Here is a 24,918-nt window from a genome sequence, read left to right as displayed (position 1 = left end):
GGACATCAAGACTATTTTTTCAATCTAGGAATGTTTTCGGAAGAAATGACTAAAATAATAATAGATTCGGATGATGCGCACACGAAATATGAACATTTAATTTCATGTGCCGTCCCGCCAAAGGAGAGATGCTGCTATGAAAGCCAAAACGCCCGCCGCTTGGGAGCATGTACAGCTTGCCGCTAAGCTGGCAGATTTGAAGGATGACCACTACCGTACCGTTCTTACCTTAAGCGCCATGCTAGAAATATTAATAGACAAAGGCATAATAACGAGAGAAGAGCTAAGCGCCAAAGCCGATGAACTCGATGCCCAGATGGAATCGCTTATTTCCGCTTCACTTCATCCCATGGCGTAGGCTTATCGTGGTACGTTGCACGCAGCGGATGTTCCTCTTTCTTATAAAATATCCCGTGATCCTCTAATATATTGTTTACGGTCAGCATCGCTAGATCCATAAGATTATGATCAAGGCTCAAATGAGCCAAATAGACACGTTTCGTTCGGTCTGTCATAAGCTCAATCAACGCTTCGCCCGCTGCCACATTCGATAAATGGCCGACATCGCTCAGAATACGTCGCTTCGTATTCCACGGATATCGACCCATGCGCAGCATCTCGGTATCGTGATTGGCTTCCAGCACGAGCACATCCGAATCGATGATCTGACGCTTGACCTTCTCGCTTACATACCCAAGATCTGTAGCCAGACTCAGCTTCTCGCCATTCTCTACGAAGCAGTAGCCTACCGGCTCCGCCGCATCGTGCGAGATCGGGTACGATTGTACGACCATTGACCCGAAAGCGACCTCTTCACCTGTTTCCATAAACACTCGCTTCTCTGCTGCAATCGTGCCGACATGTCTTTCCATTGCGGCCCATGTTGCCTCATTCGCATAAATAGGCAAATCATATTTGCGGGCGAAAGCGCCCAAACCTTTAATATGATCGGAATGCTCATGCGTGACGAACAGCGCGTCCAATTCATGTCCCGACACTCCCCGCTCGCGCATGAGCTCGTCCAGCTTCTTTGCACTCATTCCAGCGTCGACAATTACCGTTTTCTCGTTTCCCTGCACAATCGTCGCATTGCCGGTCGAGCCGCTTCCCAATACTGTAAATCGCAGTCCCATAATAGTTCTTTCCTGTCCCTTCTCCCGCTCCCGTTAACGTAAACCGTTCGCTGCCGCTTCCCCTTGCTCTTCATCCGTTGCAACCTCGCCGCTTATCGCATGCACATAAAACAGTTGGCCATTTTCCAGCATGACCCGCCATGACGGCGCCGACACCTGCTTCTCCGAATCGAAAATCTGACCTTTGTAGCCAAGCTGAATATCGGAGATGACGGCTCCATCCGGCAAATAGGTCTCAATCAAGCTCGCCACTACTTTCGCAGCCGGCAGCACCTGCTTCGCTTCGCCCGAACCGAGCAGCTCTACCCGGTCCTGCAGAAAGGAAGTTATTTTTTGATTGCTAATATACAGCGTCAGCTTCACATCGAACATGGGACGACCTTCTACCACACGGTGCAGGACGAACTTGTCCACGCTGCTGTTCAGCAGATCGAATTCATATTGATCAAGCTCGGGAATTCGGCTCCCGAGTGTCTTTACTAATTGCGCTTTTGAATAAATGATTGTACTGTCCACCGGTTTATCGAGCGTCACCGGCTCCGCATTTTTACGGCTGTCGGAGTGAAGCAAATACGTTAAGTCCCCTAACTCCGGCGTTTCAAGCGGCAGATTGGCTTCTAACGAAATACGCTTCTGCTGCATAAGCTGCAGCTTATCCTGCGGCAGCTCTGCCGTATTCACGTTAATGTTCAACTGCTCCCTAATATCCAGCCATAGCTGATACCCCAGCAAAATATTAAGCAGCAAAAACGAAACAATAAGTACGTTTTTCGCCCTTCCCCAATCCACTCGCCTTCACCTCCAACCGTCTATACTATCGCATATTACCGGCCATTGCCTGTACGCAGCTGATTCGTGCCGCCAGCAGACAAGCTGGCTTCCCCCGCTCCGACTGCCGCTGTTGCATCCGGCTTCTTCTCATTGCCGTCAACCGCTCCTTGCTCCGCAGCATTCGTCTGCTGCTCGGGCGGCTCGTATCCGCTAGGATAAGCCCCTGCCAGCATTTCTTCCGTGCCGTCCTTCAGACGGACAGCCCATACCGGAGTGAAGCGCAGCTGCTTATCATCCACCGGCGCTGCTTGCAGCGCTGGGAACAAAGCCTTCACCTCGCTGCGTCTTACATAATTTTCGAGGCTTTTCTGCAGCGCCTCGCCGCCGGTCAACCACCTTACGCGACGTGATTCCGACTTTTGACCAAGCGTAATAAGCGATCTTGAATATTCGGTTACGACACCTTGCTGCAGCGTCAGCTTCATATACCCGTACCTGAACGGCGGTGTCTCAATAACGGGATACTGCCCCAGGTATTGTTTAAACCTTAAATACTTGCCCTCGCCTCCCGGCAAGTCGTTCACAAACCGATGCACACCGTCCCAGCCGCCATGCTGATTCACAAAGTCCACCGAGGCGTACACGTTATCGCTAAGCAGGTTTTCCGTAATCTGCGGCGCGCTCGGATCGGTATAGCTGATCCACTTGCCGTTTTGCTCCACCTGCAGTCCCCGCTTGCCATCGGTAAAAATTTGCGAGCCGCTCCGATCCTCAAATGCCCTTGTCGTGCTCGGATCGAAGAACAAGCTACGCTGCATCAAATCAGGCGAATAGGTCTCATAAGAGTACAACATTTCCGTCGATTGAAGCGGTGCAGCCGGAACATACAGACCGTCATCCGTCATCGTATATACAGGCTGGAATTGGCCGAAATCTACATAATCCTGCACGTCGCGAACCGTTAAATCCGCGCGAACCGACTCATACACCATTTGACCGTCCGCACTAAAGAAGAAGGTTCGGATTTCCTCCGTTCCCGACGTTTTAAATATCCAAATCCGGTCAATCGTCTCATTCAGAAACAGCAGATCGCCTTCCAGCTTAAGCAGCTTTTGCAGCAGCTCCACCGGAATGCCGTTCTCGAACCGAAGCTCGATCCCGATGTCGTTCTCCCGGATCTCCTTCCAATTCAGCACACCTGCCGGGCTCCGCTGGAAACCTTTAAACTCTCTGCCCTGAATGCGCTGATTCAGTATCATTTCATAGAACTGCGTACCCGGATAAATAACGGTATGCTTGTTGCCGCCCATATGAATGATGAGCTCCTCCGGAAAAATAACGCTCTCCACGCTTGTCGCCGGCCCCATCGGCTCTGCATTGACATAGTCCTGATCGCTTCTTACCGTTGCGCCAAGGCCAGGCATGCTGTAGGCAAGCAAATAGCTTTGCAGAAGGCTGAGCACCACAAGCACGATAAGCGCTGTCGTTTTTATTTTTTCCTTCATCACAGCTCAACCCCCTCTTCCAGCAACGGGAGAGTGAATGTAACAGTCGTTCCCTCATTGAGCTCCGAATGCAGCGAAATCGTGCCGCCATGCGCCTTAACAATTTCCCGGGCAATCGAAAGTCCAAGTCCCGTGCCCCCCATATTGCGCGAGCGGGCCTTATCCACCCGATAGAAGCGGTCAAAAATACGATTAAGATCCTTCTTCGGAATACCGATACCGGTATCCTTTACGCTGATCGCCAGCAATGCCGAATCCGCCGGCTTCCTCGCCGTTAATTCAATCTTACCGCCGTCGAGCGTATATTTGATTGCATTAGAAAATAAATTATCAAGCACTTGATCTATTTGATCGCGGTCGAGCCAAGCCGATTGAAGCCCGTGCTCAACCCGTACCGAAGCCTTGATCGACTTCTGTCTAAGCTGGAACGAAAACCGGTCGGCCACTTCGTCCAGCATATCGTGCACGTTGGTCTGCCGCCGCCGCAGCGGCGCTTGATTCGAATCCAGACGCGACAAATGCAGCAGATCGGTGACGAGCCTAATCATCCGCTCGGTTTCATTGCGTATGACGCCAACGAACCGCTCCGACAGCTCCCGTTCCTCGAGCGCGCCGTCATTGAGCGCTTCGGCATAGCTCTTAATTGTCGTAAGCGGCGTCCGCAGCTCATGCGAAACATTCGCGACGAACTGACGCCGCGATTGCTCCAGCTTCTCCTGCTCCGTTACATCCTGCAGCACCGCAATCGTGCCGGTAATCCCCTTATCGCGGCGATGAATCGGCGTAAAGGTTGCCCGCAAGAGGCCTTCGTTGCTATCGCTGATCTCATTCTCGTCGAAATTGCGCTCAATAAGCAGCGTCTGCCCGCGTCCTTGCTGCAGCTCGTCCAAACGCTGCTCCGATAAATCGAATAGCTCGGACAAGACAAAGCCTTCGCAAGTGCGTACGTCAAGCAGCTCAAGCGCCCTTCTGTTCCATACGATTACCTTTCCGTTCTCGTCTGCCGCAACTACGCCGTCGCTCATATTAGAGAGAATCGAAGCGAGCTTCTCATTCTCTTCCTCATTAACCGATAACGCTTCCTTGAGCCGGATCGTCATATCGTTGAAAGCCATGCTCAAGCTGCCAATCTCATCATCGCCAAGCACCGGCACCTGAAGATCAAACTTTCCTTGCGCAACCGCCTCTGCCTGCTTCGTCAGTCCCTGTATCGGGTTTGTGATCGTATGAGCGAGCAATATGCCTAGCACACCGGTAAGACCCAGCGCAATTAACGTACCGGAGAAAAAGATCTGATTGACCCGGTTCACCGTCTCGTACAGCTCGTTCATAGACGCTACGACATACACAACCCCGACAACCTTGTTGTCGTTAATCGTCACCGGCTGTGCAATCATTTTTTTGCGCGTATTGTCTTCATCTATAATTTCTTGTTCATTATCGGTAATGTTCTGAAGCGCCCTGCTTACCGCAAGCGATTTGTTCTTCTTCCCGATATATGACTGATTGCCCTGAACGGAGGTCGCTACCACCTTGCCGTTCGAATCCAGCACCTGTACCTCGGCGCCGCTAATACTGAACAGGTTGCGAACGACCAGACTAAGATCCTCCGTCGTGCTCTCCGCGGAATCCCCTTCGGGATCGGGTTTAGCTGCCAAGCTGGGAGCGGCAAACTTGGACAAAATATCGGCTTGCTCCTTCAAATTGTTCGTGAAGCTATCGATTAACGAGTTCTTGACGGTGCTTATAAAATAAACGCCGATTAACTGCATCGCCACCAATATGAGCAGCAAATAAATAATGACCAGCTTGACCTGGATCGTACGAAAGAAGCTTTTGCCCTTCATCCTAGGCCTAAGCCCCCGGATTTAGAGTTGCGCATCATGTAGCCGAGTCCCCGCCGGGTCATAATGTACTCGGGACGGCTTGGATCATCCTCGATCTTCTCACGCAGCCTGCGAATCGTCACATCGACCGTCCGCACATCGCCGAAATATTCGAATCCCCAAACCGCCTGCAGCAAATGCTCGCGCGTCATTACCTTGCCGCTATTGCGTGCCATATAATAGACGAGCTCATATTCGCGGTGCGTCAGATCAAGCGGCTCGCCATCCTTGTATACCACGTACATATCCGTATCAATAAATAGGTTGAACAGCTTTAAGCCCTGCTGCTCCTGCTCGGCCGGTCCGTCTATAGCACCGGCATTGTCGCCGCCGCTAGCTTCTGCGGGCTTCTGCTGCCTCCGCAAATGCGCCTTCACCCGTGCCAGCAGCTCCCGCGTGCTGAACGGCTTCGTCACATAATCATCGGCGCCAAGCTCCAGCCCAAGCACTTTATCGATTTCGGTATCCTTGGCCGTAAGCATGATGATCGGCATCTGCAGCCTTGTTCGCACCTCGCGGCAAACGTCCATACCATCTTTTACGGGCAGCATCAAGTCCAGCAAAATGAGATCCGGCTGCTCCTCGAAAGCCAGCCGTACCGCTTCGCCGCCGTCGAAGGCGCAAATAACCTGATGCCCTTCCTTCTCCAAGTTAAACTTTATAATATCCGCTATCGGCTGTTCGTCATCGACCACTAATATTTTTCCGTGCATCGTTACACCCGCCCGTCGCTTGTCCTTTGTAATAACTTCTATTTTAACACACGTTATCCCCTACTTCACAATGAAACTTCCTTCATGTTAGCAAGGTTTTTCCTGTATCGTTCAGCTATACGGCAAATAAAAAAGGAGGACCGATCCGCCGAAGCGAGAGTGGTTCTCCTTGAACTAATTTGGGTATAAGTTATAAGTACTTTAACGGATTTTGCAGTACGCCGTTTTTGTGCACTTCAAAATGCAGATGAACGCCGGTAGAGTTGCCTGTGCTGCCCATAATGCCGATTGTGTCGCCCTTCTCTACAATGTCGCCTACTCTTGTTTCGAAAGAACTGAGGTGACCATAGACTGTGGTATAACCGTTCTTATGGTTAATAACAATCGCGTTGCCAAGACCCGGCTTCGTGCCGACGAACTCAACTACGCCAGTATCGGCTGCATGAATGTTCTTGTTCCCGACTAAATCGACGCCGTTGTGCATACGTCCCCAGCGCTGTCCGAACTTACTGGTTAATCTGGCACCCGCAACCGGCATGGCAAAGTTGCCTGATCCTTCGCCCAAAACGACCTTTGTGCCCCGCACAACGATTTTTGGAGAAGCTTCCTTGATGACTTCTTTCATCACGAGCTCTTCGGAAACAACGTAGCCGTTCTGCTTCACGATGCGGTAAGTCAAACGCTTAGAGCCTGCCGCTCCTTCCGAGATCGTCTTCGACTCGCCGACACGCATGTCCGCATTTTTCTTCACTTCAACCGGAGGCTCAATCGATTCGACCTCAACTAAGTTCTCAACCGTCTTCACCGTCAGCTCCGGCTGGCGCACCGTTAAATCAAGCACATCACCTATTGTGAGCTTATCGTCTTCAATCCACCTGTTGTTCTCATAGATAACTTGAGGAGAAATATCAAATTTCTGTGCGATACAGCCGACGCAATCGCCTTCTTTTACCGTATATTTCGTCGGTTGAATGCTGCCTTGAACGAGCATTTTGTAAATAGCTTCCGCTTCCATGATCTGCTGCGGATCGGTATCAATATTTTCCGTCATGACGGCCTCGATGAACTCAACCTCCGTCACCTCACGCCCAGGCGTCTTGGATGCCGCCTTAGGCTTTTGCTCCGGCGCAGCCGCCTCGCTTGCATCGAATGAAAGCGACTTTACTTCTTTTGAATCCTTCTTTGCAGCGGCAAGCTTAGGAGCAAACTTGCTTTGTACGCGCAATAATACAGCGTCTGCCGTCTTCTGGTCTTTCACGATGCCGATTACTTTTCCATCAACTTTTACTTCTACGCCAACCGCATGGGAGGTAAACATCCCTTCAAGCTTGTCCAATGTAACATCCGTTTCAGGCGTACCATTGAAAGCCGCATCGGCTTCGTATGTAATCGTTCCCGTATCTAGCACCATATTAATTCCCGGGTTTGCTTGTTGAACTTCTTCTGTCTTTAACAGAACAAGCTGCTCTACTTCTTCTGGATTACTTACGGTACCAACTGCTGTTCCATTCATATATACGTTATAAAATTCGACTGTGTTTGCTTGGACATATTGGATTCCGCTAAATCCGGCTACTGTGAGGAGTACGAGCGCCCCGCCCGCTAGCTGAACCGGCTTCTTCCGCCAAAATGGCGTGTTTGCCTTGCCGCTTGCGGATTGTTGCTGTGTCTTGCCATTCAAGTGTTGCGATCGGCTTTGTCGAAAGTACTGAATCGCTTGATTCCATACCTTCTTAATCCGACCTTTTTCCCTGAAAACGGTCATGATTGTCTCCTTTTCGCGCTTATGCAACTATTTTTTCCTACTTCCGATACAGAAAAAAGGCGAATGATCCTGTCGGATCACTCGCCTAATACTTTAACATATGCCCAACAATAGGAGCAACCTTTACAATAGATTCACTATATTAATATTTTTTCAGAATATCCATCATTTGCCCGTATTCGGTCTTGTCGAGATGCTGTGCCATGATTTGTTGAATCGCTGTCAGCTCTTGCTCCGTCAGACCGTTTTCTACATATTGAGAGATGGTTTGCCATGATTCCTGGGGCAATTTGGTCATTAAGAGACCGAACAGCGCATCCTTGTCCTTGTCACTCATTTGCTCCTTTACTTCGGTCAAATCCTCTGTCGTCATCGCCGTTTCGGTTTTATCCGCGCCAGCCGTTCCCTCCTGCACCTCTCCGCCTTGCTGAGCAGCGCCGCCGCTCGCCTGCGTGCCGCCGCCGATTCCAATATCCGTAAGCGGAGGGTCGGTTACCTGACTAAAGGCATCTACCGATACTGGAGGCTCGCCCTGGCTGCTCTCGCCCGAATGGTTCTCCGGCGCTTCCTCGCTTGTGACCCCCGTCCCTTCTTTCCCTGCCGTATCCGTCGTTACCAGCGGATCAGCTCCCCAGAGCTTCCCCCACACGCCAGACATCGCCATCGGCGGTACTTCAAGCGGCAAATTGAACTGTTTTAATAGAGTCTCGACATAACTGGTCACAATATACCCCGTCGTCCATATCGATAAAAAGCTTAAAATCAGCCCTGCCGCAACCAGCTTTGCCAGCCACCCGATCTTTTTAAACATGATCGCACCAATCCCTTCGTACAGCAGCTGAAAGACTACTCTATCTATTAGCTGCTGTTTCCATCTTCTATTACATATCATTATGGTCAACATTAAGGGCGGACATTCTCTTATTTGCATTAAATTCCCAATATCCGCATGTTTTGGGCCTACTCTGCGCTAGCTGCCCGTTAGGGATTAAGGGCGAGACCAGTTAGCTGAACCGGATATAACGCAAAAAAAGGATGGCCTGGGGCCACCCTTCTTAAAGAAATATTTTATTCGTAGATAGGACGAACCGGATTCGTTTGCTCGCGGTTGCGGCCTACCGAGAAAATCGCAATTGGAATGCCTGTAAGCTCGGATACGCGGTTCAAGTAGTTAAGCGTGTTTACTGGAAGATCCTCAAGCGTTTTTGCACCGGAGATATCCTCCGACCAGCCTGGAAGCTCCTCGTATACCGCTTCGCACTCGGATACCAATTTCAAGCTTGCCGGGTAAGTTTCGATAATCTCGCCGCGCAATTTGTAGCCCGTACAAATCTTCACCGTTTCAATGCCTGTCAGTACGTCGAGCGAGTTAAGGGATAGACCTGTAATACCGCTGACGCGGCGCGCATGACGGACAACAACCGTATCGAACCAGCCGACGCGGCGCGGACGGCCTGTTACCGTACCGTACTCATGGCCTTTATCACGGATCAATTGGCCAATTTCGTTATCTTGCTCTGTTGGGAACGGACCATCGCCTACGCGAGTCGTGTACGCTTTAGCAACACCGATAACCTGTTTGATTTTTGAAGGGCCAACGCCCGAGCCGATACATACGCCGCCAGCCGACGGGTTGGAGGACGTAACATACGGGTAAGTGCCTTGGTCGATATCCAGCATAACGCCTTGAGCGCCTTCGAACAATACTTTCTGACCAGCATCGATTGCATCGTTCAGTACAACCGACGTATCGGTTACGTACGGACGAAGCGTTTCTGCATAGCCAAGATAATCACGGACGATTTTGTCAGCATCAAGCTGCTCTCCGCCGTATACTTGCTCGATCAGTTGGTTTTTCTCGACGATAATGCTGCGGACTCTTGCTTCAAATCCCTCTGCATCCATCAGGTCGGCGATGCGGATACCGTTGCGTGCCGCTTTGTCCATGTAGCAAGGGCCGATCCCTTTGCGTGTTGTACCGATTTTGTTATCGCCTTTACGATCTTCCTCAAGACCGTCAAGCACAAGGTGATACGGCATAATAACGTGCGCGCGATCGCTAATTTTCAAATTAGCAGTCGAGAAGCCGTTATCATGAATATAGTTAATTTCCTCGATCAGCGCTTCCGGATTAATAACCATTCCGTTGCCGATGACGCATGTTTTATTATGATTGAAAATACCCGATGGAATCATCGTTAATTTGTATTTTTTGTTATCAATAAGGATCGTGTGTCCGGCATTGTTTCCCCCTTGGTAACGAGCGACGACGTCGGCTCCCTCTGCCAAGTAATCAGTGATTTTGCCTTTACCTTCGTCTCCCCACTGTGTACCAACAACAACAACCGTAGACATAATTATACCCCCGTCCGGTGTTTATAAGCACCGAAAATTACCGTCTGAATGCTGCGGCACGACATTACCTTCATTTAGAGGCCTCGTGATGCAAGTCAAAAGACAGCATTAATAGTGTATCAGTCCATCCCCGAGAAGTCAAACTAAAAACGAACAATTGCATAGCTCCCCATGCAATTGTTCGGGAATTCATGACGCCTGCATCGGATCCTGATGAGTGCGGTCAATACTTACGAATTTATTATATTTTTTCAGAAAGACCAGCTCTACCGTACCTACCGGTCCGTTCCGCTGCTTGGCGATTATGATCTCGATAATGTCTTTCTTCTCTGATTCTTTATCATAGTAATCGTCCCGGTACAAGAACGAGACGATATCGGCATCTTGCTCGATCGAGCCTGATTCCCTAAGGTCAGACATCATCGGCCGCTTGTCCTGCCGCTGCTCAACACCCCGGCTGAGCTGCGAGAGAGCGATTACCGGAACCTCAAGCTCACGCGCAATTTGCTTCAAAGTCCGCGAAATTTCGGATACCTCTTGCTGCCGGTTCTCGCCTGCTTTGCCGCGGCCGGAAATCAGCTGCAAATAGTCAATCAGAATCATGCCGAGGCCTTTTTCCTTTTTCAATCGACGGCATTTGGCACGAATCTCAGCCACTGTAATACCCGGCGTATCATCTATGAAAATTTGCGCTTCCGACAACGAACCAATCGCCATCGTCAGCTTCTCCCAGTCGTCGCCCTCCAGATGGCCTGTCCGCATGCGCTGCGCATCTACGTTAGCTTCTGCGCAGATCATACGCTGTACCAGCTGCGCCGCTGACATCTCCAGACTGAAGATGGCGACGGTCTCGCGGGCGCGAACGCCGACATTTTGTGCGATATTGAGCGCGAACGCCGTTTTACCTACCGATGGACGAGCCGCGACGATGATAAGGTCACTCCGCTGGAAGCCGGCTGTCATCCGGTCCAGATCCGTAAAGCCGGACGGAATACCCGTCGTGCCTCCCTTGTCCGCATACAGCTGCTCGACCTTCTCGAATACCTCCATCAATACGTCCCGAATGGATATAAATCCGCTGCCTGAGCGGCGATTCGATATTTCGAGAATTTTTTTCTCCGCATCGCCGAGCAGGACGCCCACATCCTCCGAATTCGCATAGCCATCGGATACGATGTTGGTTGCGGTTCGGATAAGGCGCCGCAGCATCGATTTCTCTTCAACGATTTGCGCGTAATAATCAACGTTTGCCGCAGTCGGCACCGAATTGGCCAGCTTCGCCAAATAACTGACGCCGCCTATTTCTTCAAGCAATTGCTGATCCTGCAAATGAGCTGTCAAGGTTACGAGGTCAACCGGCTGGTTGTTCTCGGCGATCTCGACCATCGCCTCGTAAATTAATCTGTGAGGGCCGCTATAGAAGTCTTCGCTGCGCACCCGCTCCATCGCTGTAATAAGCGCTTCCGCTTGCAGCAATATCGCTCCGATGACAGCCTGTTCAGCTTCTAAGTTTTGCGGTGGAACACGGTCAAACATCAGCTCTGTACTCATGGGTCCCTCCTTAAAGGTTTTCAAAAATCTGCTTCGTAAGCATAAAACTATCTTCTATTCTTCAGCCGCTTGTACACTCAGCTTCGCTTTTACTTCAGGGTGAAGCTTCACGACAACCTGCGTAACACCTAGCGTGCGAATGGGATCTTCAAGCTCGATTTTGCGTTTGTCGATCTTAATGCCTTGCGCTGCCAGCGCCTCGCCGATTTGCTTGCTCGTAATTGCGCCGAACAGCCTTCCGCCTTCGCCCGCTTTTGTCTTGATAACGACAGTCAACTCTTCCAGCTTCTTGCCAAGCTCCTGCGCATCTACCTTTTCCTGCTCCTTGCGCTTCTGCTCGGACGCATTCTGAACCTCAAGCGTCTTCAGGTTGCCGTCCGATGCCAGCTTCGCCAGCCCTTGCGGCAGTAGAAAATTACGTACATATCCTTCAGAAAGATCCTTCACTTGACCTTTCTTTCCTTGTCCTTTAACATCCTTCAAAAAGATTACTTTCATTCAAATAACCCCTCTTCCGTTTCAATTTCGTCCAAAACCCGCTTCAGACGTTCAGCCACTTCCACTACTGATCCTTCAAGCTGAGCGGCAGCATTCGTCAAATGTCCGCCTCCGCCCATACGTTCCATCACTACCTGTACATTCATATGGCCCAGCGAACGAGCGCTTATGCCGATAAGTCCGTCAGGCCGCTCCCCGATAACGAAGGAAGCGAGTATATCCGTCATATTCAGCAGCGTATCCGCCGACTGCGCGATGAGCAGCTGCGAATATTTACGACCGCTCTCGGTTACTGCAATAGCCACATGCTCATAGAGCACCTCGGCATGCTTAATAATTTCCGCCTTGCGCACGTACTCCTCCAGATCCTCCTTCAGCATCCGCTGAATCATCATCGAATCTGCGCCGTTGCGGCGGAGGAATGAAGCGGCCTCAAACGTCCGCGCTCCAGTACGAAGCGAGAAGCTCTTCGTATCTACTGTGATGCCGGCAAGCAATGCTGTTGATTCCCTTACATCAAGAACGACGCGGTCATGAATGTATTGAAGCAGCTCGGTTACCAGCTCGCATGTCGATGAGGCGTAAGGCTCCATATACACCAATATTGCATTTGCGATAAATTCCTCGCTGCGGCGATGATGATCGACAACGACGATACGATCCGTTAGTGAAAGCAGCTTCGGCTCCTTCACCATGGATACCTTATGCGTGTCGACGACCACGGCAAGCGTCTGAGGCGTTATTAGCGCAAAAGCTTGCTCCGGCGATACAAAACGCTTAGACAGCCTCTCGTCTTCCCTGATGAGCTCCATCATTTTCTGGATCGCCGGGTTGACGCCCTCGAGCACGATATAGGCCTCTTTGCCAAACAGCTGCGCTGCCTTCATCACGCCGATAGCTGCCCCGATTGCATCCATGTCGGGCATTTTGTGTCCCATAATAACAACATTGTGGCTCTCGCGTATCAGATCTCTCAGCGCATGAGCGACCACTCGTGCACGGACGCGGGTCCGCTTCTCCACCGCATTCGACTTGCCTCCGTAGAACGACTGCCGGCTGCCAACTTTAACGGATGCCTGATCACCGCCCCGTCCGAGCGCAATATCAAGGCTCGTATGCGCCCACTGGCCAAGCTCGATAATGTTCTCGGCCCCTGCTGCGAAGCCGATGCTGAGCGTGACCGGAATTTTGTGATCGCCGGTAATCTCCCTTACTTCGTCGAGCACAACAAAGCGGGACTGCTCAAGCTGCTTCAGCGTTCGCTGGTCGGTCACCAGCAGAAAGCGGTCAGACGTGAGTCTCTTCAAATAAAGATGAAATTTTTGCGCCCATTCGGTAATCTCCGTCGTGACCTTCGCCAGCATCGAGCTGCGCTGGTGATCGTCCAAGCCTTGCGTCACTTCCTCAAGGTTATCGATCATGACGACGCCAAGGACGAGTTTCTCATCATCGTATTTGCGGCCAAGCTGCCAGAGATCGGTAATATTTTTGACGTACAGAATCCGTTCCTTCGGCTTGAAGATCAGCTGGTACACTTGGGAACCAACCGTCGCTTCGATGGTACCCTCCCGTTCCTTTACCTGCTGCAAAGACGGAAAAAGCTCCGCAAGCGGCACTCCGATGGCCGTTTCCCGCTCCACCACGCCTGCAATATAAGGATTATGCCATTCCACTATTCGATCTTCATTATATAGAATAATTCCAAATGGAAGCTCGCTGATGACATCGTTGCCAACCTTTTTGACCCGATAGGACAACGTGCCCAAATACGATTTGAGGTCTTTGCGGAACGCTCTTTCCGCTATTACCATGTAAAACAATACGCCACCGGTCAGCAGCAGCCCGAGCAGCCCGAGCAGCCACTCGAACCAGGCAAGCGCCACCGACATGAGCACCATCAATACGAATGACCATATCTGATGCATTCCGTGCCAACGTGTAACCAAAAACTTCGGCATTTCAGATCCGCTCCTGTGCTATGGTTTCGTAAACGACTTGCGGATTGGGAAAGCGGTATCCAGCACGCCAATTAAGCTTAGCGGCGGGATCAAAAGCACCGGAATCGCAATCAGAACCGGCACCGCTTTGTTCCACCCTCGCTGATGGGCAAGGAAGTAGAAAAATCCGACAGCCTGAAACGCAAAAACAAAGCTAAGCAGAGGAACCAAGTTCATTAACGCCACTGCAAAATAAGAATCGCTCGTTGCTGTCGACGAAAACAGCTCAATGACATAAGAAATCAAGTACAAAATAACGAGCAAACGAGGCAGACGCCATTCCCTTGCACGGGTAAACCTAGGCACATCCGGCCCCCCGCTCCACATAACGGCTCTGCGGGCTATGAATTGCGTAATAACCGTAAGCCCAAACGCAATCAAAATAAAGGTAACGGGGATTGAGTTAACCATGGTGTGAATGACGATATCCGTTAACCCCGAGTCCCATTCCGCAGGAAGATAGCTCTGTGCCATCAATTCCTCGACCGTTGACCGTACAAATGTACTCAATTCTCTAATGAGCGAAATATCCAAGAACACCTCGAATATAAGCAGCTCAAGCATCAATTGAGCGAGAACCACAACGCCGACCGTCCGAATAACCCTCGAGGCGGTTGCTTGCTTCATGTACAAGTGGCCCATCACAATAGAAGGTATTAGGAAAAACAACCCAATAATGAGCGTGGCCGGCCCGCCGATAATGAACGCCAGCACCCATACAGGAAGCAGATGCAGCACAAACGATTTTGGCGGCAAGGTCGCATACAGTACGACATACGGCACCATAATCAGCAGCATGGTAATGACGTTGAATAGCGGCACTAGAAGGGACAATAATAAAAGAAGTGCCGTACAGCTCCACAGCACTGGTTTCAAGCCGGTTTTCAAACCGTTCACCTCTTGATTATTTAATCTCGTTTCTTACGAAACTTTTACAACTCATTATAGCATAAAAGCTGCATATATCACGCACATTCCCATTGGCTTCCTATAAGGATGCAACACCCGCTTCACCGCTTATACAACAAACAAAAAGACGGAACAGCAAGCTCATTCCGCCTTCGTTTCTAATTATGTTGCCCCACTCACTTTGAAAATAATACCACAACCCGAGCGGTATCGCCGCCGTTCGTTATTTATCCTGCAGCACATTATATTGCTCTGTTATGATTTTCTGGCAGTAATCGATAATTTCGCTTCTGCGCACGATCCCGATAAACCGGTTCATATCGTCGACAACGGGCACGAAATTTTGTACCTTCGCCAGCGAGATCAGATCATCCATATTGGCATCGATTTGCACCGTCTTATTATTCATTCGAAGCGGCACATCGGCGAGCTTCACTTTATTGGTCTGCTCAAGCGTAAGGTCGGTATGATTTTTGATGTACCATAGCAAATCACCTTCCGTAACGGTACCTGCATATCCGCCATCATCATTTATGATAGGCACTGCCGTATAACGATGATATTCCATTCGTTCAAGCGTCTGTCTTAATGTTGCATCCTGGGTTAAACAGATGACATCCTGCTTCGGCAATAAAAAAAACGCGACATTCATTTTTCCCCAACAACTCCGTTCCATTTGCTCTTTCCATTCCCTATTGGCCGAAGGCAGCAGACGGACCGGAGCGCGCAGCTTACGGCTGCTTGGACACTCTCTCGCTGCTCGAAAGCGTCCCTACTTCTTTCGCCTTGTTTACTGTGTACTTTTCCGGCAATATAAGGCTGGATGCAGGCGTGTCCGCATTCAACCAGCTTTTTATCATCGTCTGCACCTTAGCCAAATCCTCTTCATCGGCAAAATAGTACCACGCGCCGCCGCTCTTCAAGCGGTGTCCATTGCCAAGCAGCGAGTGGCTGTAAATATTCCGCTCCTTCGCCTGCAGCATGCTTTGAGCTAAGTCGACAAGCTGCTGCGGACGCATATCCGTGCTAAAATTATCGCCCATAATATCCATAAGCTCTGGTACCTTGGACCATTGATTCATTTGCTTTGCTTTCTCCATCAGCAGATTCAAGAAAATTTGATGACGCTCCGTGCGGTTCATGTCTCCGCCTGCATCCTCTCGGTAACGAACATAGTTAAGAGTATCCTGACCGTTATAATTGTCCTGACCGGCCTTGATGACGAACTTCTCGTGATCGGGGTCGTCATTAACCATATCCTCATCAATAGGCAGCGAGATCCCGCCGAGCGTATCAATTACTTTGCGGAAGCCTTCGAAGTTAATAGAAGCGTAGTAATGAATTGGCGCGTCCAATAACTTCTCGACGGTATCCATGGCCATACCCGCTCCGCCGAATGCGTAAGCATGCGTAATCTTATCCTCTTTGTCCTTCCCGACGATCTCAACGTACGTATCACGCGGAATCGAGACCATCAGAAGATCGCCGTCTTTTGGACGAACGACCGTATAAATCATCGTGTCCGAGCGTCCAATTTCTTTACCTCTCTGGTCAACGCCAAGAAGCAGCACGGAGAACGGATCCTGCTTCTTATCTATTGTACTAATCGGAACGGGCTCCCGTCCATCGATAGGCTTATAAGTTTGCTCCAATCGCTTCTCTACATGACCTTCGAGGAACCAATCAAATCCTAACATGGCCAATGCCCCGCGGTTAAAAAAAACGGTAACGATAAGAACAACCGCTAAGGCCGATGCCGCATATAACCATTTACGTTTATTCATAATATGATAACTTCTCCTATCTTTCGATTCTTATATCATGACACCTATATATACTAGACGATAATTTGTCGAAACAGGTTACAAATCTTTTACAAAGTATTCATACCAATTTTTGATATTATTTTATAAATGAAAAAGGTCTACCTCGTACAGATGACGAATACAATCATTCCAAGCATATGTTAATTAGAAAGGGTGAAACTTGTGATACAACCTCCATCCTTGCAGCCGGACGGCTCGTCGACCGGCCTAGATCCCAAAGTAGCTGGCTTGCTTTGTTACTTGGGAGGCTTTGTAACTGGCATTATATTCCTTATTTTAGAGAAAAAAAGCCGCTTCGTTAAACTGCACGCCGTTCAATCGATCGTCGTATGTGTAACGCTCATCGTACTTAATATTTTGTTTGGCTTTATCCCTCTCATCGGCTGGCTGCTCGGTTTGCTGCTTGCTCCAGTCAGCTTCATTTTGTGGATTGGACTTATGCTGCTTACGCTGCAAGGCAAGCTGACCAAGCTGCCTATTATCGGCGATTGGTCGGAGCACCAAGCAAACAAGTTTTAAAGTTCTATACTCCAGTGTAACGGTTCAGTTATTCACATTCTTATATCCCAAAAAATGGACGGCCTGTTGCCGTTCTTTTTTTCTTAAAAAAGAGCCAGGACGGCGTATGCGCACAACGTCCTGGCTTTATTTTGAAAAAGCGTATGCTGCTTACAACAACGGGAACCCTAATAAAAAAATGAATAAGAAAGGGATCTGAGATGTCTGAGATGCTAATTAATGTCATTTTCGGTTTCATAATTCCTTGGATCATCGCGTTGTACCTTGCCCGGAAAAGCCCTAAAGTATTGCTGCTGATCTCTCCTATCGTCGCTGTCCTATCGTTTGTCATAAACGCATTCGGCTTTCAATTAAAGTTTTGGGACTTTACGCCGCTTATACCGGATGATCAAAACGTATCGGCATTGCCTCTTAATATCGGCCTTTACCCTGTGCTTGGAAGCTACATGATTTGGACGATTCTTTTGCATCGAAAAAAAACAGCGCTCATAATATTCTTATTCGTTCTTTGTACGACGATACTTGAGTATATTGGAACTCTGGTCGGCAAAGTAACGTACGGGAGCGGCTGGAATATCGGCTATACCTCCCTATCCTACTTACTTGCTTTCAGCTGCGTGTATATATACTTTCGGTTCCTTGAGCGATTACGCATCTTATAAAGACGGTTAGCCGCTCTCCATCTTTTGTTTATGGGATGAGCGGCTTCTTGAATAGCAGCAATCCGGTCCAAAGCCGCCATAGAAATTCTCCTACTATTTGCTTGCAACTTTTTCGATCAGACTCACGTATCATTGTTTATGCGATCTACATTCCTGGGAGGGATTTAATTGTCTATTTTTAAACGGCTGCGTGACCTTACTTTATCGAATGTTTACTCTCTTATTGAGAAAGCGGAAGATCCTGTTAAGTTAACCGATCAATATATACGTGACATGCAAGAAGACTTAGCAGATGCAGAGAAGGCTGTTGCGGCACAAATTGCTATCGAGAAAAAGTTCAAGCAGCTTTATGAAGAACAAGCGGAGCTCGTGGAGAAGCGCAGCGAGCAAGCCCATCTTGCGGCACAGGCTCAGAACATCGAACTGGCGCGCCGCGCCCTGGAAGAGAAGAAATCGGCCGAACAGAAGGTTGCCGAGTACAAGGCCGGCTTTGACCAAAATAAATTGCTGGCTGACAACCTTCGCGGCAAGCTAGATGAGATGCGCAAGCAGCTTACCGGCCTAAAAAATAAGCGCGAAACGCTTGTAGCTAGATACAACGCTGCCAAAGCGCAAACGGAAATCAATAAAGCAATGTCGGGGTTCGGCACGGATTCGGCTGCAGCAGGCATGAAGCGCATGGAAGAGAAAATGCTGCAAATGGAGGCTCAAGCTGAAGCGAGCAACGAGATGAGCTCTAAAGGTAAATCGCTCGATGATGAATTTGAGAAGCTCGGCAAGGACAAAGCGGTTGAAGATGAGCTTGCCGCCCTTATGAAACAATACGAGAAACAATAATTGTTCCATTTAACCAGCAAATATTGTATAGTATGACCGCTAGCGTTATGAATCGGACTTCCGGTTTTAACTAAAGGCGGTCATTTTTATAAATTGGAAACTTTGGAGGAACTCACGATGTCTTGGATTGATCTTATTCGAATTCCGGTATGGACAGGTGCAGGAGCTATTTTATTAGTCATCATCATGTTTCTGGATTCTCGCTTCACGAAGTACAACGATTTGCAGGAAATTAAAAACGGAAATACGGCAGTCACTACACGCTTCGTGCTGAAGCTGTTTGCCCAAGCGTATATTTTGGCGCAATCGATTAGCAAATCGAGCGAAATGCTGGAGGCTCTTGTCGTTTCTCTCATCTCCTTCGTCCTCTTGCTCTTACTGGAGTGGATTGTTGAGAAAATCGTCGTTGCCGTTAGCGGAATGAAGCTGGAGCAAGGTATACATGAAGGCAAGATCGGATACGCATTGTTTGCAGGCTCACTCCATGTAGCAGGGGCATTAATTATCGGTTCTATTTAACTTTATAGAAGGAGCATATAAGATGAGCTTGTTCAAAAGGATTAAAAATCTGATTACTCCCGTGGAGCCGCCTATTGTAGAGAAAAGCGTAATGACGCTCTCGCCTGGCGACATATGCGAGGTCTCCTTAGTTACGTATAACGTGACCGGCAGAACGCATAACCGTGCTCGCAATGCGATCGTACTCACACTGCAAGACGGCATATCCATTCGCTATTTGACTATAGAGGAACGAGAAAGAACCGTGTATGCACTCTATGACCCGATTGACGGCCGGCTGGACTCCGTTGAAGAGGTACCGACTATTTTGGAGCTGGATGACCGGACTTATCATATGGAGGAGCAATTTTCGGGATTAATTACAGCGATCGGCAAAACGCCTTACATGCAGGGAGGCGAACAGCATGTCTGGCAGTATCAATCTGACGATATGAAGCTTCTTCGTATTGAATGGCAAAACGGACGCTTCATGCTTTATGAAGGAGAAAGCGTTCTGCCTGCCGATGTTCGCGTGCTGCGTGGCGGATAGGAGGAAGAGATGAATAAATGGTGGCATCAATTTATAAAATACCTGCTTCTGCTGAGTTTTATCGTCCCTCTTCTCACAGCTTGCGCGGTTTCGGATACGGTTAAGGATCAATATCCGCTAGAATCGGTAAATGGCTCAGGCAACCAAACTTCATATGTGTATCGTGCTGAGAGCCGTTCCGTTCCGGATGTCGCTGCCGATTTAATCAAGCAGCGTGATCCTAAGCAGCAGAGCGACGTGAGTACAGAGCGGATGTTTCTCGTTTATTCTGATGAAATCATCCATTTGCAGCAGGCTCCCGACAAGCCGGCAGATACCCTTATCGAAATCGACTCAACCGAATATGTACGACAAAATTACAGCTCGGGGTTTCTGGAAGGTTACTTATTAGCTAGTGTGCTTGACGATCTATTCGATATGGGCAAGTACGGCAGCGGCAAATACCGAGGCTACTCATCGAAGGATAAATACAAGCCTAACACAACGTACCGAGTACCTACAGTGGAAGATAAGAAGCTGGCTCCGCCCGTAACGGTTAACCGCAGCGGCACCGTGTTCAAACGCTCAAAGGATGCCAATGCAACGGCTGATTCGAATAAAAACTCGATAACGACTAAGCCTTCATCTAAAGGAAAAATCATAAAAAATAACGGCCAAAATAGCAAATCAAGCAGCGTATACACAAAGCCGCGAACCTCAAGGCCTTCCGTCAAGGTCGGCAAAAGCAGAATAACCAGGCGGCGTTAAGCCTCACCTTTCAAAACCAGAGCAGCATCCTAATGAAGGATGCTGCTCTTTTCTTTGTACTGCAGGCTCGCAGCTATGTTTCCTTCCGTTTGTCACTTAAACCCAATTTTATAACCAAAGGTTTTATTGTCAGCTTCCAGATGGTCAACCATGTGAATTTGATTGTTGCTTAGAGTTAGTTAAATTTGGGAATATTAGCTTCAGCATAGGCGGAGTGACAAGCGTTGTCACGATAACGACCATTACGACCGAGGTGAAATATTGAGGCAGCAAAAGCCCTGACTCTAAGCCGGATGCCGCAATAATGAGCGCTACCTCTCCTCTGGATACCATTCCTGCACCTATCGCAAGTGATGAACGGTTATTGAATCCGGTCAGCCTAGCGCCTAATCCCCCGCCAAGCAGCTTCGTAACGATGGCAACTAGAGATAGCCATATCATAAAGACAAGCTGGCTGCTCAAACCCTCAAATGTAATGTTTAGTCCGATACTTACGAAGAAGACCGGTACAAATAGCGTATAGGCAATCGGCTCGACTTTCGACTCCACATCATGCTTAAACTTCGTTTGTGAAATCGCAATTCCGGCTGCGAAGGCTCCAATAATGCCGGCTACTCCCATAAACTCGGCAAAGTAAGAAAATGCAAAGCAAATGACTAAGGCCGCGCTCATAGCAGCTTCCGTAATTTTAAAGCGAGCGAACAGTTTCATCACATGCGGTATAACCCCTATGCTGACCGCGATAACTATAATAAAGAACAATACCTTTTTCCCAATTAATACTGGAATTGAAACATTGTCCGCTACTCCGAGCAAGCTCATCATAACCGCTAGCAGCACTACTACGACAACGTCATCCACTACCGCAGCCCCAAGTACCGTAGTACCTTCTTTAGAATTAAGTTGATTCATCTCCTTGAGCGTTTGGACGGAAATGCTGACTGAAGTTGCGCACAGCAGTAAGCCTAAGAACAGCGCCTCCGTATTCGATAAGCCCAGACCAGCAGCTATCGCATAACCGCCTGCAAATGGCAGGATAATTCCGCCTATCGCAACAGCGAAAGAAGCCTTCCAGTTTTGGCGGAGCTGATCCAAGTCCGTTTCCAAGCCTGCTATAAACATAAGTAAAAGTACGCCTATTTCTGCAAAATGACCAATGAAATCGTCAGGCTGAACCCAGCCTAATAATGCAGGGCCAAGGATAATACCCGCAAGCAGCTTTCCTAATACCGCAGGCTGCCCCAGCCGTACAGATACATGTCCGGCTGCTTTCGTCGATACGATAATGAGTGCTAAATAAAAAATAAACTGCATCCGTACGCACCCCTTTCTTCACCGATTGAGTTAGCATGCAACAAAAAAGAGCCCGTATGCATACGGGCTCTTAGTAAAAAACAAAAAGAGCCCTTGGTGACAGGCTCCTCCGTTTCTTGCATATTCACTTAACGACCTATTCAGTCGTGTAAGGAAGCAATGCGATTTGACGTGAACGTTTAACTGCGATTGTAAGCAAGCGTTGGTATTTCGCACTTGTTCCAGTCACACGACGTGGCAAAATTTTGCCGCGCTCGCTGATAAACTTTTTCAGCAAATCTACATCTTTATAGTCAATTTTAGAAATTTTGTTTACAGTGAAGAAACAAACTTTACGACGTTTGTTGCGTCCGCCTTTACGTCCGCTGAACTTACGCTCTGGACGCTCGTCGCCGCCGTTATCTCTTTGCTTGAAAGCCATGATAGTATCCTCCTTATCGTTGAAAATTATACAATTACGCAGGCGGCTTTATCTCGCAATAAAGGCTGCATAACCGCTCCATTGATACACAAAGTAGAAGCTACTCCGATATCAAAATGGCAAATCATCCTCTGATATATCAATCGGGCGTCCGTCATCCTGGAACGGATCACGGCTGTCGTTACGTGAGTTATTACCAGCTGGCCGGTTACCGCCGCTTTGGGAAGCGTTGCCGCCGAAAGATCCTCCGCCGCTGCTTGTACCGCCGCTGTAGCTGCTTCCGCCTTCTTCACGCGAGCCTCCGCCCTCACGATTGGATTCCAAGAACCGAACGTTATCTGCAATAACTTCCGTCACGTAGACGCGTTTGCCTTCGTTATTCTCGTAATTCCGCACCTGAATGCGTCCTTCAACCGCTGTTAAGCGGCCTTTGCGCAAGTAGTTGGCGCAAGTCTCGGCCAGTTGACGCCACGTTACAACCGGAATGAAATCCGCTTCACGTTCACCTTGACCGCCGCTCGTAAACGGACGATCTACCGCTAACGTAAACTGTGTAACTGCAACGCCTGCAGGCGTATAGCGAAGCTCTGGGTCTCTCGTCAATCTACCAATTAGTATAACACGATTCAACATCGTTTCTGACCTCCCAATCGAACAATCCAGCGTGGATTAAGCGACGTCTCTGACGATCAACGAACGGATAACTTCATCCGTAATCTTCATGATACGGTCAAGTTCATTCACAATTTCAGTTGTTGCGTTGAAATGTACCAGAACAAAGTAACCATCACGAAGCTTATTGATCTCATACGCAAGACGACGTTTTCCGCTCACATCTTGCTTTGTGACCTCTCCGCCGTTGGAGATAATGCCATGGAATTTGTCAACGATCGCTTGCAAGGCTTCTTGCTCAACGTCTGGACGAACGATGTACATTACTTCATATTTGCGCATATTGTTTCACCTCCTCTTGGACTAACGGCCCCATAAATGGAGCAAGGAACGAGCTCTGCTCGCATCTCTATACTATATCAAATCTAATCGCCTATGACAAGAGAAATTGACAGATGCTTAATGATGGAGCATAAAAAAATGAATACGATACCAAGATTTATAGCCGTTATCTGCTACTTATGCAATTCCCATTCGCTGCAAATACTACGGCAATGGATGGATAAGACATTCTTATCTGTCCGCTTAAATTATAAGCTGGAGGATGATCATGATGGGTGAAGGTACGTTGTTTTCGCCGGGAGATAAAGCACCGAATAATGGAACATACATCGAAGATGGGGTAAACTCGTTTCATATGGGTATTCAAAACCCGAAAAAGGTGCAGCTCAGCAAAGGTGAGCGCTTTCCGGAAACGACCAACCATGAGCGTAAGTGGAAACGAATGGGTCATTAATTTTTTTTGTCGGCATCATGAATATCAGGGCGCTGCTTTGGTCATCATATTATCGACGGTGTAAGAGAGGTGTGGTTCCCTTGAACCATTCTAGTCAGGCGAAATCAGCTGTACCCGTCATCAGACGGATCAGCTTTCATTTCGCATAAAGAGGATTTCGTTCACGCAGTATAGAAGCGGAGGGTTGTGCCAAAGACACTCGTCTGTAACACACGCGCATTCGAGCATCCATACGGAAACCGTATAAGCGGATACGTATCATTGTGCTCAAAAGGAATCAAGGAAGCTTTTGCCGAATTGCTCCGATTGACGAATGAAAGCTCCAAGGTTTCAAATGCTTGTAGTGAGAAATAATCAGACTTTACCATCAACCACCGTCAAAAAAGAGGGCTCGCAAGAGCCCTCTTTTTCTCATTGCTGTTCATGCCATGCCTTGCTTGGACGATCAGCCGGATAACCGTGCTTCTTTCGGTATGCTTTCCGTTCCGCTGTAAAGTCCCACCATTGCTTGTCGCTTCCGGGTACATTCGCATGATGGACAGCAAGCCGCATAACGTCTTCGACGCAAGGATCCATCCAAACCCCGTGCAGCCTCTCCAGGCGCTCTACAAGCTGTGCTCCACTCTCTCCCCCGGTTTTAATCTGCTCTAATGAATAAAAGCCCAGCTCGACTAAATTTTCAGCAAGTCTTGGGCCAATCGAAGGCACCGCTTGAAACTTCGCAAGTGCAGCTAACAGGTTCGCTCTTCCTGACGGCACATTTATGCTAATGCTTAATTCCTCCGGTGTGTATCCCGCCACATCTGCAAGCTTAATCCTTGCTTGTCTTAACCGTTTACGTTCATCATCCGTTAATGGAAGCTTGGGTGTGCTCAATTAGATCGCCTCCTTATTGAACTATATAAATAAAAAAAACGATTCGGTGATCGAATCGTTTGTCTGTTAATGTTTATGGCGGAGAAGGTGGGATTCGAACCCACGCACGGTTTGACCCGCCTAGCTGATTTCGAGTCAGCCCCCTTGGGCCTCTTGGGTACCTCTCCGCGTGTTGTT

At 48.8% G+C, this 24,918-nt stretch carries 27 protein-coding genes and 1 tRNA gene; 8 read left to right on the top strand and 20 right to left on the bottom strand.

The features are described 5' to 3' along the window. Nucleotides 1–136: 136 nt before the first annotated feature. Nucleotides 137–358: a hypothetical protein gene (locus AC0YNZ_RS12125; protein ID WP_475826841.1), complete on the top strand. Its 222-nt coding sequence runs from the start codon at nucleotides 137–139 to the stop codon at nucleotides 356–358. Here the strand turns inward: AC0YNZ_RS12125 and AC0YNZ_RS12120 are convergent. The 14 genes from AC0YNZ_RS12120 to AC0YNZ_RS12055 all read right to left on the bottom strand — a co-directional run bounded on the left by AC0YNZ_RS12120 (nucleotide 327) and on the right by AC0YNZ_RS12055 (nucleotide 16,867). After that, nucleotides 327–1,133: an MBL fold metallo-hydrolase gene (locus AC0YNZ_RS12120; protein WP_475826840.1), complete on the bottom strand. Its 807-nt coding sequence runs from the start codon at nucleotides 1,131–1,133 to the stop codon at nucleotides 327–329. The two genes, AC0YNZ_RS12125 and AC0YNZ_RS12120, sit on opposite strands and share 32 nt — an antisense overlap. A gap of 33 nt (nucleotides 1,134–1,166) precedes the next feature. Further along, nucleotides 1,167–1,922, bottom strand: coding sequence for a two-component system regulatory protein YycI (yycI, locus tag AC0YNZ_RS12115; RefSeq protein WP_475826839.1), 756 nt, complete (start codon nucleotides 1,920–1,922; stop codon nucleotides 1,167–1,169). A 35-nt stretch (nucleotides 1,923–1,957) separates the two neighbouring features. Continuing rightward, nucleotides 1,958–3,409 (bottom strand): YycH family regulatory protein, encoded by a 1,452-nt coding sequence (locus AC0YNZ_RS12110; RefSeq protein ID WP_475826838.1) that lies wholly within the window; start codon nucleotides 3,407–3,409, stop codon nucleotides 1,958–1,960. Beyond that, entirely contained in the window at nucleotides 3,409–5,256 is a 1,848-nt protein-coding gene (gene walK / locus AC0YNZ_RS12105; RefSeq protein WP_475826837.1) for a cell wall metabolism sensor histidine kinase WalK, read from the bottom strand. Before walK ends, AC0YNZ_RS12110 begins: the two co-directional genes overlap by 1 nt. Then, complete coding sequence (gene yycF, locus AC0YNZ_RS12100) at nucleotides 5,253–6,008, bottom strand: response regulator YycF (protein WP_110769992.1); 756 nt, start codon at nucleotides 6,006–6,008, stop codon at nucleotides 5,253–5,255. The genes walK and yycF overlap by 4 nt, the downstream gene beginning before the upstream one ends. Nucleotides 6,009–6,198: 190 nt before the next feature. Beyond that, the gene (locus AC0YNZ_RS12095) at nucleotides 6,199–7,773 is read right to left on the bottom strand and encodes a peptidoglycan DD-metalloendopeptidase family protein (RefSeq protein ID WP_475826836.1); all 1,575 of its coding nucleotides are present in this window, start codon (nucleotides 7,771–7,773) and stop codon (nucleotides 6,199–6,201) included. Between the two features lie 142 nt (nucleotides 7,774–7,915). Beyond that, complete coding sequence (locus tag AC0YNZ_RS12090) at nucleotides 7,916–8,584, bottom strand: hypothetical protein (RefSeq protein WP_475826835.1); 669 nt, start codon at nucleotides 8,582–8,584, stop codon at nucleotides 7,916–7,918. Nucleotides 8,585–8,841: 257 nt separating this feature from the next. Then, complete coding sequence (locus AC0YNZ_RS12085; RefSeq protein WP_475826834.1) at nucleotides 8,842–10,128, bottom strand: adenylosuccinate synthase; 1,287 nt, start codon at nucleotides 10,126–10,128, stop codon at nucleotides 8,842–8,844. 189 nt (nucleotides 10,129–10,317) lie between these two features. Further along, nucleotides 10,318–11,679, bottom strand: coding sequence for a replicative DNA helicase (gene dnaB, locus AC0YNZ_RS12080; RefSeq protein WP_110769988.1), 1,362 nt, complete (start codon nucleotides 11,677–11,679; stop codon nucleotides 10,318–10,320). A 54-nt stretch (nucleotides 11,680–11,733) separates the two neighbouring features. After that, nucleotides 11,734–12,177 (bottom strand): 50S ribosomal protein L9, encoded by a 444-nt coding sequence (rplI, locus tag AC0YNZ_RS12075; protein ID WP_110769987.1) that lies wholly within the window; start codon nucleotides 12,175–12,177, stop codon nucleotides 11,734–11,736. Then, complete coding sequence (locus tag AC0YNZ_RS12070) at nucleotides 12,174–14,135, bottom strand: DHH family phosphoesterase (protein WP_475826833.1); 1,962 nt, start codon at nucleotides 14,133–14,135, stop codon at nucleotides 12,174–12,176. Before AC0YNZ_RS12070 ends, rplI begins: the two co-directional genes overlap by 4 nt. Nucleotides 14,136–14,153: 18 nt before the next feature. Then, nucleotides 14,154–15,062 carry a DUF2232 domain-containing protein gene (locus tag AC0YNZ_RS12065; RefSeq protein WP_475826832.1) on the bottom strand — a complete coding sequence of 303 codons (909 nt, stop codon included), beginning with the start codon at nucleotides 15,060–15,062 and terminating at the stop codon, nucleotides 14,154–14,156. A gap of 244 nt (nucleotides 15,063–15,306) precedes the next feature. Then, entirely contained in the window at nucleotides 15,307–15,735 is a 429-nt protein-coding gene (locus tag AC0YNZ_RS12060) for a CBS domain-containing protein (RefSeq protein ID WP_056628352.1), read from the bottom strand. 79 nt (nucleotides 15,736–15,814) lie between these two features. Beyond that, nucleotides 15,815–16,867, bottom strand: coding sequence for an LCP family protein (locus AC0YNZ_RS12055; protein ID WP_475826831.1), 1,053 nt, complete (start codon nucleotides 16,865–16,867; stop codon nucleotides 15,815–15,817). Nucleotides 16,868–17,071: 204 nt separating this feature from the next. On the opposite strand from AC0YNZ_RS12055, the gene AC0YNZ_RS12050 reads away from it, so the two are divergent. From AC0YNZ_RS12050 to AC0YNZ_RS12025, 6 genes are all read left to right on the top strand, one after another. After that, nucleotides 17,072–17,428: a DUF4870 domain-containing protein gene (locus AC0YNZ_RS12050; protein WP_475826830.1), complete on the top strand. Its 357-nt coding sequence runs from the start codon at nucleotides 17,072–17,074 to the stop codon at nucleotides 17,426–17,428. A gap of 200 nt (nucleotides 17,429–17,628) precedes the next feature. Further along, nucleotides 17,629–18,090 (top strand): CBO0543 family protein, encoded by a 462-nt coding sequence (locus AC0YNZ_RS12045; protein ID WP_475826829.1) that lies wholly within the window; start codon nucleotides 17,629–17,631, stop codon nucleotides 18,088–18,090. Nucleotides 18,091–18,258: 168 nt separating this feature from the next. Next, complete coding sequence (locus AC0YNZ_RS12040) at nucleotides 18,259–18,927, top strand: PspA/IM30 family protein (RefSeq protein WP_475826828.1); 669 nt, start codon at nucleotides 18,259–18,261, stop codon at nucleotides 18,925–18,927. A gap of 117 nt (nucleotides 18,928–19,044) precedes the next feature. Beyond that, nucleotides 19,045–19,446 carry a DUF350 domain-containing protein gene (locus tag AC0YNZ_RS12035; protein WP_110769980.1) on the top strand — a complete coding sequence of 134 codons (402 nt, stop codon included), beginning with the start codon at nucleotides 19,045–19,047 and terminating at the stop codon, nucleotides 19,444–19,446. 22 nt (nucleotides 19,447–19,468) lie between these two features. Next, on the top strand, nucleotides 19,469–19,975 hold the full coding sequence (locus tag AC0YNZ_RS12030; RefSeq protein ID WP_475826827.1) for a DUF4178 domain-containing protein: 507 nt from the start codon (nucleotides 19,469–19,471) through the stop codon (nucleotides 19,973–19,975). A 9-nt stretch (nucleotides 19,976–19,984) separates the two neighbouring features. Continuing rightward, on the top strand, nucleotides 19,985–20,722 hold the full coding sequence (locus tag AC0YNZ_RS12025) for a DUF4247 domain-containing protein (RefSeq protein WP_475826826.1): 738 nt from the start codon (nucleotides 19,985–19,987) through the stop codon (nucleotides 20,720–20,722). 144 nt (nucleotides 20,723–20,866) lie between these two features. On the opposite strand, the gene AC0YNZ_RS12020 is transcribed toward AC0YNZ_RS12025, so the two are convergent. The 4 genes from AC0YNZ_RS12020 to rpsF all read right to left on the bottom strand — a co-directional run bounded on the left by AC0YNZ_RS12020 (nucleotide 20,867) and on the right by rpsF (nucleotide 23,411). After that, entirely contained in the window at nucleotides 20,867–22,036 is a 1,170-nt protein-coding gene (locus AC0YNZ_RS12020) for a cation:proton antiporter (RefSeq protein WP_475826825.1), read from the bottom strand. A 136-nt stretch (nucleotides 22,037–22,172) separates the two neighbouring features. Further along, a complete protein-coding gene (gene rpsR, locus AC0YNZ_RS12015; protein ID WP_056637907.1) occupies nucleotides 22,173–22,457 on the bottom strand; it encodes a 30S ribosomal protein S18 in 285 nt (94 codons plus the stop codon). A 111-nt stretch (nucleotides 22,458–22,568) separates the two neighbouring features. After that, on the bottom strand, nucleotides 22,569–23,090 hold the full coding sequence (ssb, locus tag AC0YNZ_RS12010) for a single-stranded DNA-binding protein (protein ID WP_110769976.1): 522 nt from the start codon (nucleotides 23,088–23,090) through the stop codon (nucleotides 22,569–22,571). A gap of 36 nt (nucleotides 23,091–23,126) precedes the next feature. After that, entirely contained in the window at nucleotides 23,127–23,411 is a 285-nt protein-coding gene (gene rpsF, locus AC0YNZ_RS12005; protein WP_056637901.1) for a 30S ribosomal protein S6, read from the bottom strand. 271 nt (nucleotides 23,412–23,682) lie between these two features. Here rpsF and AC0YNZ_RS12000 point away from each other — a divergent pair, with 271 nt between their 5' ends. Next, the gene (locus AC0YNZ_RS12000) at nucleotides 23,683–23,865 is read left to right on the top strand and encodes a YjzC family protein (protein ID WP_110769975.1); all 183 of its coding nucleotides are present in this window, start codon (nucleotides 23,683–23,685) and stop codon (nucleotides 23,863–23,865) included. Between the two features lie 411 nt (nucleotides 23,866–24,276). Here the strand turns inward: AC0YNZ_RS12000 and AC0YNZ_RS11995 are convergent, their stop codons facing one another. Both AC0YNZ_RS11995 and AC0YNZ_RS11990 read right to left on the bottom strand, forming a co-directional pair. Next, nucleotides 24,277–24,741 (bottom strand): helix-hairpin-helix domain-containing protein, encoded by a 465-nt coding sequence (locus AC0YNZ_RS11995; protein WP_475826824.1) that lies wholly within the window; start codon nucleotides 24,739–24,741, stop codon nucleotides 24,277–24,279. Nucleotides 24,742–24,817: 76 nt separating this feature from the next. Then, nucleotides 24,818–24,908: transfer RNA gene (locus AC0YNZ_RS11990), tRNA-Ser, on the bottom strand. Between the last annotated feature and the right edge of the window lie 10 nt (nucleotides 24,909–24,918).

It is taken from the genome of Paenibacillus sp. J2L1-98, assembly GCF_056269405.1.
This window is presented reverse-complemented; position numbering and strand designations above follow the sequence as displayed.

What these genes read in the sequence shown, in the direction of transcription:
- AC0YNZ_RS12125 (WP_475826841.1), top strand. Translation starts at nt 137, where the DNA reads ATGAAAGCCAAAACGCCCGCCGCTTGGGAGCATGTACAGCTTGCCGCT.
- AC0YNZ_RS12120 (WP_475826840.1), bottom strand. Translation starts at nt 1,133, where the DNA reads ATGGGACTGCGATTTACAGTATTGGGAAGCGGCTCGACCGGCAATGCG.
- AC0YNZ_RS12110 (WP_475826838.1), bottom strand. Translation starts at nt 3,409, where the DNA reads ATGAAGGAAAAAATAAAAACGACAGCGCTTATCGTGCTTGTGGTGCTC.
- walK (WP_475826837.1), bottom strand. Translation starts at nt 5,256, where the DNA reads ATGAAGGGCAAAAGCTTCTTTCGTACGATCCAGGTCAAGCTGGTCATT.
- yycF (WP_110769992.1), bottom strand. Translation starts at nt 6,008, where the DNA reads ATGCACGGAAAAATATTAGTGGTCGATGACGAACAGCCGATAGCGGAT.
- AC0YNZ_RS12095 (WP_475826836.1), bottom strand. Translation starts at nt 7,773, where the DNA reads ATGACCGTTTTCAGGGAAAAAGGTCGGATTAAGAAGGTATGGAATCAA.
- AC0YNZ_RS12090 (WP_475826835.1), bottom strand. Translation starts at nt 8,584, where the DNA reads ATGTTTAAAAAGATCGGGTGGCTGGCAAAGCTGGTTGCGGCAGGGCTG.
- AC0YNZ_RS12085 (WP_475826834.1), bottom strand. Translation starts at nt 10,128, where the DNA reads ATGTCTACGGTTGTTGTTGTTGGTACACAGTGGGGAGACGAAGGTAAA.
- dnaB (WP_110769988.1), bottom strand. Translation starts at nt 11,679, where the DNA reads ATGAGTACAGAGCTGATGTTTGACCGTGTTCCACCGCAAAACTTAGAA.
- rplI (WP_110769987.1), bottom strand. Translation starts at nt 12,177, where the DNA reads ATGAAAGTAATCTTTTTGAAGGATGTTAAAGGACAAGGAAAGAAAGGT.
- AC0YNZ_RS12070 (WP_475826833.1), bottom strand. Translation starts at nt 14,135, where the DNA reads ATGCCGAAGTTTTTGGTTACACGTTGGCACGGAATGCATCAGATATGG.
- AC0YNZ_RS12060 (WP_056628352.1), bottom strand. Translation starts at nt 15,735, where the DNA reads ATGAATGTCGCGTTTTTTTTATTGCCGAAGCAGGATGTCATCTGTTTA.
- AC0YNZ_RS12055 (WP_475826831.1), bottom strand. Translation starts at nt 16,867, where the DNA reads ATGAATAAACGTAAATGGTTATATGCGGCATCGGCCTTAGCGGTTGTT.
- AC0YNZ_RS12045 (WP_475826829.1), top strand. Translation starts at nt 17,629, where the DNA reads ATGTCTGAGATGCTAATTAATGTCATTTTCGGTTTCATAATTCCTTGG.
- AC0YNZ_RS12035 (WP_110769980.1), top strand. Translation starts at nt 19,045, where the DNA reads ATGTCTTGGATTGATCTTATTCGAATTCCGGTATGGACAGGTGCAGGA.
- AC0YNZ_RS12030 (WP_475826827.1), top strand. Translation starts at nt 19,469, where the DNA reads ATGAGCTTGTTCAAAAGGATTAAAAATCTGATTACTCCCGTGGAGCCG.
- AC0YNZ_RS12025 (WP_475826826.1), top strand. Translation starts at nt 19,985, where the DNA reads ATGAATAAATGGTGGCATCAATTTATAAAATACCTGCTTCTGCTGAGT.
- AC0YNZ_RS12020 (WP_475826825.1), bottom strand. Translation starts at nt 22,036, where the DNA reads ATGCAGTTTATTTTTTATTTAGCACTCATTATCGTATCGACGAAAGCA.
- rpsR (WP_056637907.1), bottom strand. Translation starts at nt 22,457, where the DNA reads ATGGCTTTCAAGCAAAGAGATAACGGCGGCGACGAGCGTCCAGAGCGT.
- ssb (WP_110769976.1), bottom strand. Translation starts at nt 23,090, where the DNA reads ATGTTGAATCGTGTTATACTAATTGGTAGATTGACGAGAGACCCAGAG.
- rpsF (WP_056637901.1), bottom strand. Translation starts at nt 23,411, where the DNA reads ATGCGCAAATATGAAGTAATGTACATCGTTCGTCCAGACGTTGAGCAA.
- AC0YNZ_RS12000 (WP_110769975.1), top strand. Translation starts at nt 23,683, where the DNA reads ATGGGTGAAGGTACGTTGTTTTCGCCGGGAGATAAAGCACCGAATAAT.